12 protein-coding genes are annotated in these 14,505 nt (G+C 65.1%); 4 read left to right on the plus strand and 8 right to left on the minus strand.

Annotation, left to right across the window (positions count from 1 at the left end):
* Positions 1 to 451 precede the first annotated feature (451 nt).
* Positions 452 to 1,810 carry a tyrosine-type recombinase/integrase gene (locus MSP7336_RS16785; protein ID WP_113964161.1) on the plus strand — a complete coding sequence of 453 codons (1,359 nt, stop codon included), beginning with the start codon at positions 452 to 454 and terminating at the stop codon, positions 1,808 to 1,810.
* Positions 1,811 to 1,858: 48 nt separating this feature from the next.
* Here MSP7336_RS16785 and MSP7336_RS16790 read toward each other — a convergent pair whose 3' ends face one another.
* The 3 genes from MSP7336_RS16790 to MSP7336_RS16805 form a co-directional block, all read right to left on the minus strand.
* Complete coding sequence (locus tag MSP7336_RS16790) at positions 1,859 to 2,668, minus strand: helix-turn-helix domain-containing protein (protein ID WP_181786998.1); 810 nt, start codon at positions 2,666 to 2,668, stop codon at positions 1,859 to 1,861.
* A gap of 91 nt (positions 2,669 to 2,759) precedes the next feature.
* Entirely contained in the window at positions 2,760 to 4,580 is a 1,821-nt protein-coding gene (locus MSP7336_RS16795; RefSeq protein ID WP_113964162.1) for a fatty acyl-AMP ligase, read from the minus strand.
* 441 nt (positions 4,581 to 5,021) lie between these two features.
* Complete coding sequence (locus MSP7336_RS16805; RefSeq protein WP_069396355.1) at positions 5,022 to 5,798, minus strand: hypothetical protein; 777 nt, start codon at positions 5,796 to 5,798, stop codon at positions 5,022 to 5,024.
* A 100-nt stretch (positions 5,799 to 5,898) separates the two neighbouring features.
* Between MSP7336_RS16805 and MSP7336_RS24325 the strand changes: the two genes are divergently transcribed.
* Together MSP7336_RS24325 and MSP7336_RS16815 are read left to right on the plus strand one after the other, a co-directional pair.
* Positions 5,899 to 6,402, plus strand: a complete 504-nt coding sequence (locus MSP7336_RS24325) for a hypothetical protein (protein WP_244917483.1) — start codon at positions 5,899 to 5,901, stop codon at positions 6,400 to 6,402.
* Positions 6,403 to 6,405: 3 nt separating this feature from the next.
* On the plus strand, positions 6,406 to 7,053 hold the full coding sequence (locus tag MSP7336_RS16815; RefSeq protein WP_113964163.1) for a hypothetical protein: 648 nt from the start codon (positions 6,406 to 6,408) through the stop codon (positions 7,051 to 7,053).
* Here MSP7336_RS16815 and MSP7336_RS16820 read toward each other — a convergent pair.
* A complete protein-coding gene (locus MSP7336_RS16820; RefSeq protein WP_113964164.1) occupies positions 7,042 to 8,070 on the minus strand; it encodes an NADP-dependent oxidoreductase in 1,029 nt (342 codons plus the stop codon). The two genes, MSP7336_RS16815 and MSP7336_RS16820, sit on opposite strands and share 12 nt — an antisense overlap.
* Positions 8,071 to 8,193: 123 nt before the next feature.
* Between MSP7336_RS16820 and aceA the strand changes: the two genes are divergently transcribed.
* A complete protein-coding gene (gene aceA, locus MSP7336_RS16825; protein ID WP_113964165.1) occupies positions 8,194 to 10,494 on the plus strand; it encodes an isocitrate lyase ICL2 in 2,301 nt (766 codons plus the stop codon).
* Here the strand turns inward: aceA and MSP7336_RS16830 are convergent.
* The 4 genes from MSP7336_RS16830 to MSP7336_RS16845 all read right to left on the minus strand — a co-directional run bounded on the left by MSP7336_RS16830 (position 10,491) and on the right by MSP7336_RS16845 (position 14,250).
* A complete protein-coding gene (locus MSP7336_RS16830) occupies positions 10,491 to 11,654 on the minus strand; it encodes an LLM class flavin-dependent oxidoreductase (protein ID WP_113964166.1) in 1,164 nt (387 codons plus the stop codon). The genes aceA and MSP7336_RS16830 overlap by 4 nt on opposite strands.
* Positions 11,655 to 11,711: 57 nt before the next feature.
* Entirely contained in the window at positions 11,712 to 12,170 is a 459-nt protein-coding gene (locus tag MSP7336_RS23870; protein WP_181786818.1) for a hypothetical protein, read from the minus strand.
* A 95-nt stretch (positions 12,171 to 12,265) separates the two neighbouring features.
* Positions 12,266 to 12,970: an Rv0518 family GDSL lipase gene (locus MSP7336_RS16840; RefSeq protein WP_069396362.1), complete on the minus strand. Its 705-nt coding sequence runs from the start codon at positions 12,968 to 12,970 to the stop codon at positions 12,266 to 12,268.
* Positions 12,971 to 13,014: 44 nt separating this feature from the next.
* Positions 13,015 to 14,250, minus strand: a complete 1,236-nt coding sequence (locus tag MSP7336_RS16845) for an acyltransferase family protein (protein ID WP_181786820.1) — start codon at positions 14,248 to 14,250, stop codon at positions 13,015 to 13,017.
* Between the last annotated feature and the right edge of the window lie 255 nt (positions 14,251 to 14,505).

A 14,505-nucleotide genomic window follows, 5' to 3' on the forward strand; every position in this document is an offset into this window, starting at 1 on the left:
TAAGCACACCGCGATACGTCATCACTATAGTGATCTTGCATGAAGATTTCTCGCAGTGATACTTACTTTTACTAATTCAGATACGCCCGCATGTGATCATTTTTTTTTTTTTTTTTTGATCACGCCGCCACCCACGAAATCCACCCCCCCACTATCCCCGGCCGCCTCAGGTGTTAAAAAGAGACAGACCCCCCACCGCCGCAACAGCGAAGGCAGCACGACGAGCAGCCGCAGGCCGCAAAGCCTAAACCCGCTACACCCGCCAACCCGCACAAGCGCGGGCGCACTGCGAAGCTAAGCGCCGACGAGATTGCCCGGTTACAGGCCACCTACGCGGAGGGCCGGTGGTCCCAGGCGGACGTCGCCTACATACACGGCGTCGGCCAGGCGACCGTATTCAAGTACACACGCGGCTTACCCAAACCACAACAACCGCAAGGAGATTAGCAACGTGGCATACATACGGGCACACGACACGACCACCAAGCGCAAAGGCAAAACCGTTAAGCGGTACGAGGTCTGCTGGCGCGAAACCGCCACGGACGCCAACGGTCTGCCGATACCGGGCAAGACCCGCGCCCGTCAGGAGAGCTACCCGACGCGGGAGGCAGCGGAGGCGCGCCGCGACGAGTTGAACCACGCTAAGCACAATATAGGCGGGACAGCCGCCCTAGCCGACGCGAAGAAGGCAGCGGCACGCCCCTTCGCCGAGTTCGCGGACGGCTGGTTAGCGCGGCAACACGCCAAGGTCTCGGACGGCGACATGAAGCAGAGCACATATGACCTTTATCAGAAGATACTGCGCGCGCAGGTGTTACCCCGGTTCGGCGGCAAGGCAATCGGCGCGATCACGGTCATGGACTGCGAGCAGTTTCGGGCGGACCTCGTTACGACACATTGCCCGCGCAGTGTTCGCAATGTCTGGCAGGTGCTGCGGCATGTGCTGCGTTACGCATACCAGCACAACGCGATTATCGCTGTCCCAACCGACGCAATCGACCGCACGACCGCAAAGCACGCGGTTGGCGATAAGGCCGCTTTCGAACACAAGCCCCTGACCGCGCCACAGGTCGCCGCGTTGGCCGCGAAGGTGGGCGAGCGGTACCCGGTCTACGAGCTACTAGTGCTGTTCATGGCGTACACCGGGTTACGCGCGGCGGAAGTGCAAGGGCTAGAGGTCCGCGACCTCATGTTGACCACCGGCCCAGACGGGAACACGCGCGGGTCAGTTCGCGTGCAGCGCACGAAGACCCGCCGCAAAGCGCAGTGGGTTACGGGCACCCCGAAGTCGAAGACGAGTAAGCGCGCCGTACCGTTGCCGCCCTGGCTAGCCACGAGAATGGCTGCGTACCTGGCGGATACGCACGCCGACGCCAGCAACCCGACCGCGCCGTTGTGGCCACGGAGAGGGCGAGGTAACCACGTCGTCAAGCCGCCATTGGAGTGGAGCGGCCCGCTAGACCTCAACGGCCTGCAGAGCAAGATCATCCGCCCCGCGTTAGAAGCAATCGGCCTACCGGCGAGTCGGCCAGCACGCGCAGCCGACGACGGTACGGTGCTACCGGCGACGAATGGTGTTCGCCTGCACGACCTTCGGCACACTGCGGCCGTGTTGTGGCTGACCAACGGCGTCCACTTCCTCCAGGTGTCGAAGTGGTTAGGGCACAGCAGCTACGTCCTGACACTGACGACGTACGCCGACTACATACCTGACGTAGAGGTTGAGAACCCGCTGCCTGAGCCTGTTGCACCAGCCGCCCCGGTCAACGGCAACGTTGTGCCACTGCGGCGGGCCGATACGGCGGGGTAGCCCGCGCGCTCGCCGGGGTAACGCCGGGGTGAACTCCAGCGACGCCCGTCAATACTCGTCTTGACCTGCGTTAATGCCGAACGAGTGCCCGCCGTCTTGGATATTTCGGAACTCTTCGGCCAGCCATGAGCGCGGTGGCACACCGGCGAACTGGCTGAACTCTCGAGTCAGGTGTGCCTGGTCGCAGTAGCCGGTGTCGACGGCGACCGTGGCCAGGTCGCCCCGACCGTACTTGCGTGCCGACTCCGCGATCCGCGTCGACGCATGCCGGAATCGCATCAGCCTCGACACCGTCTTGGGCGATCTGCCGACCTCCTGCTGGAAAAGCGTGGACAGATGCCGTGTGCTCACTCCAACTCGATTGGCCAACTCCCCCACCGGCATTCGGCCCATAGTGCGCTCTAGCAGGTACCAGGCATGGGCGACCTCGGGTCGCACCGTGGCGCCGTCTCGTCGCTGCCGGGCTTGCACGAGGTAGTCGGCGACGGTGGCGAACACCTCGGACCAATCACGGGCAGCTGCCGCGCGCTCGGGGAGGCTGGCCGCCCGCCGACCGAGCACGTCAACTCCGTCGAAGCCGGTGACGGGCAGCTCGGCGCTCGGCACCCCGAACAAGGCGCGCGATGCCAATGGGTGCACCGCCAACTGCACACCGGCCTGACCGCGACGCTGCCGAACATGGCTGACCTGGACCTGCAAACCGCCGAGCACCAGCGGATTGGGCCGGGCAGCTGGGAGGGCATCCGCGCTTTCTGCGGCCTCCACCCCGTCATCGAGGCTGACGATGAAGGTCAACATCGACGACGGCATGCCGCGGTGCACCGTTTCAGGAATGTCCAGCGCACGGTAGCCCACCATCGACACCACTCCAGGTGCGCTGCGCGGCGGCGCCGTCACGAACTCCCAGCTGCGTTCCATCTCGTCGACCACGCTAGCGCGCTCTGGGCTGTCACCCGCCCAGTGCGCCGGTCAGATAGGCCCGGCGACACGCCCGTCGTGCCAGCTTGCCGCTGGTGGTGCGTGGGATGGCGCCGGCAGGCAGCAACCGCACGTCGGCCACCGCAAGACCGTGTCGATGCTCGATCGTCGCTTTGATCGACTCGATGGCCGCGCTCGGATCCGTCCGTGCGGTACCCGCCGCGCGCTCGGCGATGATCACCAGCCGGTTCGCGGGCACAGAGAAGGCCGCGACATATCCGCGTCGCACGACCGGTGAGGCGTCCGCAGTGCTGGCCTCGATGTCTTGCGGGTAGTGATTGCGCCCATCGATGGTCACCAGGTCGACGATTCGGCCAAATACGTAGAGCTCCCCGTCGAGATACGTGCCCAAATCCCCCGTCCGCAGCCATTCGGCGTCGAGGGGCAAGCCGTTCGCGTGGCTTCCCACCCGCAGACGCGATTCCAGTCTGGCACCGAATGCCAGCCGCGTTTCCTCGGGACGTCCCCAATAGCCGCGGCCAATGTTGTTGCCGTGCAACCAGATTTCGCCGACTTCGCCGTCGGGAAGTTCTTCTCGGGTATCGGGACCCACGATCACGCCCCACTGACTGCGGGCCGGCCGGCCGCACGACACATGTGTTACGGCGTTAGGGGCATCAGCCGCCACGCGGACCGCGCGACCGGCGCCCAGCTGCTCTCGGTCGAGGTGCGCAACGGTGGGCTGCGCATCGGGCTCGATGGTCGAAACGAACAACGTCGCCTCTGCCATGCCGTAGGAAGGTTTGAATGCCGTACGCGGTAGACCGTGGCGTGCGAACGCCTCGTTGAAAGTTTCGATGGCGTCGATGCTCACCGGTTCCGAACCGATGATCATCACGACATTGCTCAGGTCGGCATCCTCGTCCGGCGAGAGCCGGCCACGCTGGGCGGTCCACTCGTAGGCGAAGTTCGGGGCGGCGGTTACCACACGGCCGGTTTTCGACTCGGCGGCCAGTGCCCGGATCCATCGCTGCGGTCTGCGGATGAACGCCGTCGGTGACATCAGGGTGCAGTGTCCGCCGTAGACCATCGGAAAGCCGATCATCGACAGACCCATGTCGTGGTACAGCGGTAACCAACTGACGCCGTGGGTGTTCCGGTCCAAGAGGTCGATCGACAAGATCATCTGAATCAGGTTGGTACCCACCGCCCGATGGGTGATCTCCACTCCGACCGGGGGTCGCGTCGAGCCAGAGGTGTACTGCAGATGTGAGACGTCGTCGAGGTCCAAATCGACACCGCTGAAATCGTCGGCGGCCGTGTCCGGTATCTGATCGATGGCGATGACATGCGGTCGCTGCGCGTCTGGAATTTTGTGTAGGAACGCCTGAACGGCGTCGGTCGCCGGCGTCGTCGTCAGAATCGTCGTGGGCGTCGCATCGCGAAGGGCCGTATCGAGGCGCTCGGCGTGACCGGGTAGCTCCGGGGCGAACAATGGCACCGCGATCGTTCCGGCCTTGACCGCCGCATACATGCCGGCGACATAGTCGAGGCCCTGGGGCGCGAGGATTGCCACTCGATCACCGCGAGCCGCTACATGTTGCACGGCGGCAGCGACGGCTTGCACGCGGCTGGCGAACTGGCGCCAAGTCAACGCGACGACCTCGCCGTCGGATGAGCGGTTGTAGTCAAGGTAGCGATACGCCACCAGGTCACCGATGTTGGCGGCATTGCGCTCGATAAGAGATACCAGCGTGGCGCCTGCGGGCACCACGACTTCACCCTGCGCATCCAGGCAATCTTCGATCTGCAGCAGGCCATCGCACGGTTCTTGTCGCGAGCGGCAATCCATGCGTTCTTAAAACGGGGATTCGTGGAGAGCGAGACTGACGAATACGAACGCCATGCATAACAGGAGGTTCAATGCGGCGAGGATCAGACCCGCCACTATCAGGCACCGGATGGCACGGCGTTTGGTGTGTTTCAGCTTCGTGCGGCGCTGCTGGCGCTTTATCTCGGTCGCGGCGAGTGCGAAATTGACATCAATGAACTCGTCCGATGCGAAGGGCGCGCCCGCTGAGATTTCCCGAAGACGTGCTGGCGCGATTCCGACGCCGACGTCGGCGAAGCGCCGACTTATCCGCCGTGCACGTCTGCGGCTGAGCCGCCGAGCTGACCCGTTACCGCGTTGCGGGTGCTTCCCCCTCCGGCCGTCCCAAAGGTTGGAGGGGGTCGTCATAGGCCATCACTGTAACTGGTTCTGCGTTTTTCCCAACATGTTTGACCGCACACCCTAGCTTCGCCGCTCGCGGACCCGGTACGTCGCGGGCCAGGACTGGCGAGAGTCGTCTCCGACCAGCGGAGTCCCCGCGGCCCCGACCTTGACGTCGTAGACGTCCCTTCCCGGCCCGGCTTCGCGCTTGGCATGCTCACTAGCCAGGTAATACAACTCGTCGATGGTGGCCTCGTTGTAGGCGACGAACGTGGTTTTGTGGGCGACGTTGGCGACCGCCTCGGCCATCCGGACCGACAGGGTCCTCGACACCAGCGCTGCCAGCACGAACAGCGTGACCGGCACGATCCAGTAGCAAAGGAACGACAGCGGGCCCATCGTGTCGAAGAGGCTGGCGTCGCGACGAAGCATCGGCGGGATTGCCGACGACACCGTCATGCCGGCGAACGCCGCGAGCCAACTCCAGGTCAGCACCATCACCATCCGGGCGACGGCCTCGCTTTCGGCGGCGTTGGCAGGCCGATCAATGAGCTGGTGCACAAACGGCTTGCCGGTCAGCATCCCGGTCAGGGCGACGACGACGAGCCCGGCGTAGCTCAACGGCAGCGTCCAGCGCTGCAGGAACGACTCGTTCGCGGTCAAACTCAAAAGCGCAAGCACCAGGAATGTTCCGACAGCGCCGATTTCGAGTGTGCGTCCCGACGCCGCGGTAACGCGCGCGATCACCACGGCCACCACAGCGACTGCCAGCGTGACCAGTGCGGACGCGGCGAAGGGGACATTGCCGACGAGCACCCAATACACGATCCACGGTGCGAACCCAAGCAGGATGGCCACGATGGCTCAGTGTATGGCGCACCCGCGCGACCGGCCGGGCGAGTCCGAGCGCAGATATCGTGGGTTAGACCCAACACCCACAACAGGGCGGTGACTGTCGATGCGCTACAACCCCCCTCCGAACTGGCCCAAGCCGCCCGACGGGTGGAGCCCGCCACCCGGCTGGACGCCGGACCCGTCGTGGCCCCCGCCGCCGAAGGGGTGGCGACTCTGGGTCGACGATGCCGACGTTCCGGAGAAAACCAAGTCCGCGCTGAACCGCATAGAACGCAGCAGCGACGACGTCGAGTACTTCGGAGACGACCGCGCATGGTCCGAGGCTTCCGAGCAGGCGCCACCGCATGAGCAGCTCAGGGGCGGCTCGCCGCCGTCCGGGCAGCCTACTTTGGTCGCGCCCGAGGACCTCTCCGCGGAGCATCTGGGCTATCGCGCCACGATCAGGTGGGCCGACGAGCGCCGGTATGTCATCGGGACCATCGCTGCCGTGAATGCCGACCCAGCGGCGATCAACGTCAAGCTGGCCGAATGCGAAACGCCCGTTTCCTTCGCGCGTGAGGTAACAGACAGCGGTCCCGCCAATCCTCGGCTTTACGTGTGGCTTTGACCGATGGGCTTGCTGTTCCGGCTGGCGGAGCTCCTCATCGTCATCGTGCCGCTGGCGACGGTGATTATCGCTGCGGTCAAAGCGTTTTCCGCCAATCAGCGGCAGCAGCCTGAGCCGCCCACCGAGCCCGCTGAACGCAGTCGGGGCACGAGCGCGACCCAATGGGCGTCGATCAAACGCGTCATCAACGAGCACAGCCGAACGGACGCGCGCTGGGTGGAGTACGAACTCGACGCCGCCAAGCTCCTGGACTTTCCGCTGATGACCGACATGCGCGACCCGCTCACGATGCGCTTCCACAAGGCCAAGTTGAAAGCCGACTTCCTGCGGCCGGCCAAAGCCGAAGATCTTCTCGACGACCGAGAAGCCGCAAACGAATATTTCGCCGCCGTCCAGGAGTACGTCGCCGCCTTCGACGCCGCCGAAGCGGAGGCCATCCGAAGACGGCGCACCGACTTCTCCGAAAACGAGCGGCAGCGGATGACGCGTGCGCAAAGTCTCTTGCGGGTCGCATCGGATTCCGGTGCGACGCAACAAGAGCGTCAACGCGCTTATGACCTGGCCCGCAAGGAACTCGAAGGTCTGATCGTGCTACCGGCCGCAATTCAACGACAAATCGAGCGCGGCGTCTTCGGCGAACTAGACGGCTGACCCGCTGGGCTCACTGACCTTGACCAGCATCTTGCCGATGTTGGTCCCGGTGAACAGCCCGTTGAGCGCGTCGACGCAGGACTCGATGCCTTCGTACACGGTCTGCCGGTGCACCAGCCGTCCCTCGTCGGCCCATCGGCGAAGGTCCGCGAACGCTTCGTCGAACTGGCCCCACATGTCGAGCGAGTTGAACCCCTGCATCAGCGCCGTTTTGGCCAGCAGGTTGACGTAATTCGCCGGCCCGGGGTGCTCGCCGGTCAGATAGCTGGAGATGACACCGCACAGGACGACGCGTGCTTTGGGCGCCAGGCGCCCCAGCACTGCGTCCAGGATCGGGCCGCCGACATTGTCGAAGTACACGTCGACTCCTCGGGGACAGTGCGCCTTGAGCGCGGCGGGCACGTCGTCGCTCTTGTAGTCGATGCACGCATCGAATCCGAAGTCCTCGACCACAACCCGGCACTTCTCCGGCCCGCCGGCGATGCCCACTACGCGCGCACCCGCGATCTTGGCGATCTGTCCGGCGACCGACCCGGTGGCACCCGCGGCGGCAGAGACCACCACCGTCTCCCCCGGTTGGGGCTTGCCGATGGTGGTCATCCCGAAGTAGGCGGTGGCCCCCGTCGGGCCGTACACCGACATCACGGCCAACTGATCCACTGCCTGCTCGCGGACCGGGGTGGTGAACACGTCGTCGCGAACGATCACGTACTCCTGGAACCCCGACAGCGTCGTTACCACGTCGCCCACGGAGTACGCGTCGCAGCGCGTGGCCACCACCTCGCCGATGCCGGCCGCCCGGATGACCTCACCCAACTGCACCGGCGGCAAGTAGCCGGGCTGATCGTTGAGCCAGGTGCGCACGGCGGCGTCGATCCCCACGTAGGTGTTGCGGACCAGCGCCTCGCCATCGGCGGGTTCGGGCGCCGCCGAGGTGACGAGCTCGGTGTCGCCGGGCCGAAGCAGCTCGGTTGGGCGACGACGAAGCACTATCTGGCGGTTCATGAGATCGGGCACGATGCGAACGTACCGAAATCGACGGTTGGCGCGGCGGCGCAAAGGCTATCAATATCCCAGCAAATTCCCGCGGGGATAGACTTTCACCGTCGGGGGAATCACGCTGGACAGGAGCGTAAAGCCATGGCTACCACCATCGAAGCGGATACCGATACCCGCACGCCGTTCGAGGACGATGTCGCTGCCACACAGCGCTACTTCGACAGCCCGCGTTTCGACGGGATCACTCGCCTCTACACGGCTGCCCAGGTTGTAGAACAGCGCGGCACGATCTCGACCGACTACACGGTGGCCCGGGAGGCGGCCACCGCGTTTTACCAGCGCCTACGCGAGCTGTTCGCCGAGCGCAAGTGCATCACCACCTTCGGGCCGTACTCGCCGGGCCAGGCCGTCACCATGAAGCGGATGGGCATCGAGGGGATCTATCTGGGCGGTTGGGCCACCTCCGCCAAGGGTTCCACCACCGAGGACCCAGGCCCCGACCTGGCCAGTTACCCGCTGAGTCAGGTTCCCGAGGAGGCCACCGGGCTGGTTCGCGCTTTGCTGACCGCCGACCGCAACCAGTTCTATCTGCGTCAGCGCATGACCGAAGCCGAGCGCGCGGCCACCCCGGCCGTCGACTTCCGGCCGTTCATCATCGCCGACGCCGACACCGGCCACGGCGGCGACCCGCACGTGCGCAATCTGATCCGCCGTTTCGTCGAGGCCGGTGTGCCGGGCTACCACATCGAAGACCAGCGTCCTGGCACCAAGAAGTGTGGCCACCAGGGCGGCAAGGTCCTGGTGCCCTCCGACGAACAGATCAAGCGCCTCAACACCGCGCGCTTCCAGCTCGATGTGATGGGAGTGCCCGGCATCATCGTCGCGCGCACTGACGCCGAGGCCGGCAACCTTATTGACAGCCGCGCCGACGAGCGCGACCAGCCGTTCCTGCTGGGCGCCACCAACGTGAAGATTCCCTCCTACAAGGCGTGCTTCTTGGCGATGATGCGGCGCTTCTACGAGCTCGGCGTCAAGGAGCTCAATGGACACCTGCTCTACGCGCTTCCCGAGGGCGAGTACGCCGCCGCCGACGCTTGGCTGGAACGGCGAGGCATTGCAGATCTGATCGCCGAGGCCGCCGCATCCTGGCAGAACGGCTCTGCGCCGTCGCTCGATGCGCTTTACGACAAGGTCGAGGCGCGCTTCGTCGACATCTGGGAGGACGACGCCGGATTGATGACATACGGCGAGGCCGTGGCCGAGGTACTCGAATTCGCGGAGAGCGAGGACGAATCTCGCGACATGAGTTCCCAGGAGTGGCGCGAGTTCGCCGCGACCGCGTCGCTGTACACCGCGCGGCAAAAGGCCAGGGAGCTGGGCGCCGACGCGCGATGGGACTGCGAGCTGGCGAAGACACCCGAAGGCTATTACCAGGTCCGTGGCGGTATCCCGTATGCGATCGCCAAATCGCTTGCGGCGGCACCATTTGCCGACCTGCTCTGGATGGAGACCAAGACCGCCGATCTCGCCGATGCGCGTCAATTCGCCGAGGCGATTCACGCCGAGTATCCCGACAAGATGTTGGCCTACAACCTGTCCCCGTCGTTCAACTGGGACACCACCGGCATGACCGATGAGGAGATGCGGGCCTTCCCCGAGGAACTCGGCAAGATGGGCTTCGTCTTCAACTTCATCACCTACGGCGGTCACCAGATCGACGGCCTCGCCGCCGAAGAGTTCGCCGCCTCCCTGCGGCAGGACGGCATGCTGGCGCTGGCCCGCCTGCAGCGTCAGCTGCGCTTGATCGAATCGCCCTACCGCACGCCGCAAACCTTGGTCGGTGGCCCGCGCAGCGACGCCGCACTGCTGGCCTCGTCCGGGCGAACGGCGACCACCAAGGCGATGGGCAAGGGCTCCACTCAGCACCAGCATCTCGTGCAGACCGAGGTGCCGAAGAAGCTGCTGGAGGAATGGCTGGCGATGTGGAGCGAGCACTACCAGCTCGGCGAGAAGCTCCGCGTGCAGCTACGGCCGCAGCGCGCCGGCTCCGAGCTGCTCGAGCTGGTCATCTTCCGGGAAGGAAGCGACGCCGAGGAGAAGCTGGCCAACGTCATCTTCGGTCAATTCCAAGACCGGCGTGAGGTCAACATTCTGACCGTGCGCGACCAGAACACCTTCGAAGAGAAGCTGCGCCAGAAGCGTCTGATGACGTTGATCCACCTGTGGCTGGTGACCCGGTTCAAGGCGGACTGGGTGCACTACGTCACCCCCACCGAGGACAACCTGTATCAGACCGAAAAGATGAAGTCGCACGGGATCTTCAGCGATGTTCACCAAGAGGTCGGCGAGATCATCGTGGCCGAGGTGAACCATGCCCGCATCGAGGAGCTGCTGGCTCCCGACCATGAGGCGCTGTGGCGTCTGATCCGCAAGGAGGGCTAGGACGAGCTGACTTCGCCCTGGTATTTCTTGGTCATGTGGTCGATGGCCTGAAGCTGGGTCTGCGCGAGGTCGTCTCGCACCTGGCTGGCCCGCGCGGCGGCATCCAGAGTCGGCTGTGCCTGACCCTGGAAGTGCGGCATCACCTCGGCGGCGAACAATTCGGCGGAGCGCTTGGTTGCCGCCGGATTCGCCCACTCGTGGGCCATCTGCAGCATGCAGCCGAACCCGCCGGACTGATCCCATAACCGCTGCACCTGCTCGCGGGCCCGCTCCGGGGTGCCGATCACGCCGGCGCCGTTGTCGTTGATGATGTCGATCATCTCGTCGAGCCGGTCGCCCGCCATGGTCATCTGCGGGAACGCCGCCACTTTCTGGAAGTAGCGGAACCACGGCTCGATGCCGAATTTGACGTCGGCACGGGCTTGTTCGTCGGTTTCGGCGATGTGGAACGGCCCCACCAGGCTCCAGTTGCTGCGGTCGACCTGCGTACCGAACGCCGCGGCGCGTTCTTCGACGATGCCCCAGTGGTAGGACAACGCGTCGAAGCCTTCGATGGTCAGCGTTGCGCCGATCGAAAGCAGGCCGATACCGTGCTTACCGGCCAGCCGCGCACCCGTCGGCGAAGCGACGGCGGCGACGGCCAGTGGAATTCCGTTCTCCGAGTACGGGGCGAGTTGCAGCCGGGCATCGCACAATTCGTGGGTGGCTGTTTTCGCGGTCACCGTCTCGCCGGCGAGCAGGCGCACCACGATGTCGAGGTTGGTTTCGAGAAGCTCGCGGGTGTCGGTCGGGTTGAGCCCGATCATCGCCGAGTCGGTGGGCAGCGAGCCGGGTCCGACTCCCCCGATCACCCGGCCATGCGTGAGGTGGTCTAGCAGCAACAGCCGGTCGGCCACCCACAGCGGGTTGTGGTAGGCGAGCGAGATGACACCCGTGCCAAGCCGGATCCGCTTGGCCCGTTGGGCCGCAGCAGCGATGAAAATCTCAGGGGAACTGATGATTTCGCTGCCCGCGGAGTGGTGCTCGCCGATCCAGACTTCGTCGAACCCCAGCGCGTCGATATGTTCGACGAATTCCAGGTCGCGCTGCAACGCCAACGTTGGGTTGGTGCCGGCGCGGTGGAACGGTGCGATGAAATACCCGAATCTGAGCTTGGCCATGGCCGAACCTTAGACCCGCGCACCACCCCCGGACTAGTTATTGGATGACGGGCTCGATCACGGCCAGCCGCCGCACCCCACACCCGGGATGCAGCCACCGCCGCCGCCGGGTCCGCCGCCGCCCGACGGGCCACCGGGGATGCTGCCCCAGCCGCCGCCGGGTCCGCCGCCTCCGGTCGGGCCGCCCGGGATGCTGCCGCTGCCGCCGCCGGGTCCGCCGCCACCGGTCGGGCCACCGGGGATGCTGCCCCAGCCGCCGCCGGGTCCGCCGCCTCCGGTCGGGCCGCCCGGGACACCGCCGCCCCCGCCGCCGGGTCCGCCGCCACCGGTGGGACCGCCGGGAGCCGGCTCAGGTGCCGGGCTCTCAGTCGCCGGCGTTGTCGTGGTCGTGGTTGTCGTCGTGGTTGTCGTCGTGGTTGTCGATTCGCCTTTTTCGCCGCCCCCGCAGCCGACTATCAGCGAAAGCGCGGCTGCACCGCCGAACAGCGCGACCGCAATCCTCGGTTGCGTTTTCATCAGACCCTCGCTCTCATCTTCTAGCCCATACCCCTGTTGCGCATGAGCAAAACGCACACCGTCTTGGGGTAGGAGCTATCGCGTGCCTTCGGTCCTCAGGCGGGGTGGCCCAACTGCCCGCGGATCAACGGTGCGATCTTGTCCGCCATGTAGGCGTGCCCCTCGTCGGTGGGGTGGATACCGTCGGCGCCGATCAAGTCGGGCCGGCCGACAAACCATCCCTCGGCGATGGGGTCGACGAATGTCGCGCCGGCCTCACGGGCCTGGTCGGCGATGATGTCGCGAACTTGCAGTATGGCCGGTGGTGGCAGAGCGGTCGGCCACGGCGGGCCGATCACCAGCAATCGCGCCGCGGGCGCGCCTCGGTGCGCCAAATGAAAGGCTTCATGGGCCTTTTCGGTCAAAAACCCGGGGTCGACGCCTTGGTCGTTGCGCGAGCCGAAGAACATCACCAACGCATCGTTGGGGTGGACCGCCCGGGCGGTCAGATCAACGAACATGCTGTTGTGGTCACCGGGCACCGCGTATCCGGCCCTGCCCTCCGACGCCACGTCGGGTGCTACCTGCACCCCCTGGCGCGCAAGGGACAGCCACGCGCGAGCCGTCCAGGCCTTCGACCCCAGGCCGCCCTCATCGGTACCGGTGGTGTACGAGTCACCGATCACCGCGATGTGATTGATCGGGGAGCCCCGGCTGATGACCCGATATGGCAGCGCGGACGAGCGGTTTTCCGCGAGAACGCTGAACACACAGCCCACTGAGATGGCTGTGGAGACGACCAACGCCGCCAGGCGGCTCACTGCTACCTCCCCTACCTGCCCTACGACACATCACTAGCCCGCAACTAGCCCGCACGCACCGAAATCGACGCTTTGCGCTGCTCCAAGGCGCCGTCGATGGGCTGCAGCCTGGCCTTGACCGGCTCAGCGCCCAGGTCGACCCGCGACTCGGTGGCTCCTACGTCGACCATTCTCCGCATCCAGCGCCGTGCGGGCTCTTCGACGATGTGGAACAGCAGGATCGCGAAAATTGTGGCCCCCGCGAGCAAACCGGCGACAGCCAACTTGCCGCCAGCGCCCTGCAGGGTGAGCTCGAACTGCTCGGCAGCCCACAACCAGGCGGTGTGCACCAGCTCGTGGACCATGTACAGGCAGAACGAGATCTGCCCACCGAACACCATCGGGCGGATCGACAAGAACCAGGGCAGGCTGCCGGTGCCCATGGCCAGCGTCATCACCAGCGGCACAAACAGGACGTCGACCAACCCGGCGCTGTCAATGACACCCGGAACCGGATGCGCATCGAGCAGGTACACCAAGCCGACGATTGCCACCAGCAGCAGCAGTGACACAAAGCCGGCGGCGAGGCGTGCGCGATCGGTCAGGCGCAACCTCATGACCGCCGCAGCGACCAATGCCCCGGCAATGAACTGCATGACGATGCGTGGCAGCCAGCTCCACGGTGTGTAGAACTGTCCGCTCGTCAACAACAGCATCACTGGCGGCAGTGACGCCCCGAAGGCAAGCCAGACCAGGCTGCGCGCTCTTGTCGCGTGCGCCATTCGGAAGATCACCAGCACCAGCCCGCCGAACAACAGGTAGGCCAGCCATTCGGCGCTGATCGACCAGGCCGGTCCGTCCCAGCTCGACCCGTCGAAATACGGCTGAAACCACAACTGCACCAACAGGACTTGGCGCACATAGCTGACCGCGGTGAGCTGACTTACCTCCTTGGACGGCACATGGCCGACGTGCAGGGTAAAAATCACCCAGGCCGCGGCCAGATGCAACGTCACCAAGTAGACGGGCCACACTCGCGCCAGCCGCAACCACAGAAAATGCAAGGTGGCCCGAGTGGACCACGACCACCCCATCCGGTTGAGGTAATTCCAGGTCAACACGAAGCCGCTGAGGATGAAAAACAGGTCGACGCCCTGTGCGCCGCAATTCAGTACCGGTGCGAGTGCGTCGCTGAAGCCGGGTGCGGCGTCCCGCAACAACGGCCGGAAGTGAAATAGCACCACCCACACCGCGGCGATGATGCGAAGACCGGTAAGGGCCTTGATGTCTCCGCTGCGCACAACACTCTTTCCGGAACGTGACGGGTTGGCGACCGATAAACGGCAGCGTTCGGAGGGTATCAGTGCGATGGTCGCAATGCTGTTTCCGCAACGGGGTACGGCAGCTGGTGTCGCCGGCCGGGACCGCTTGAAAAGCGTTTCTTAGCAAAGTCACAAACCTTGCACCCTGTGACCTTAGAGTAACCAATTAGCGTCTCGAACAGGCAAAGGTTGAACCTGGCCCGTGTGTTTCAGCAACGTGATCGAGAATTGAGG

It is taken from the genome of Mycobacterium shimoidei (assembly GCF_900417275.1).
GTDB lineage: Bacteria > Actinomycetota > Actinomycetes > Mycobacteriales > Mycobacteriaceae > Mycobacterium > Mycobacterium shimoidei.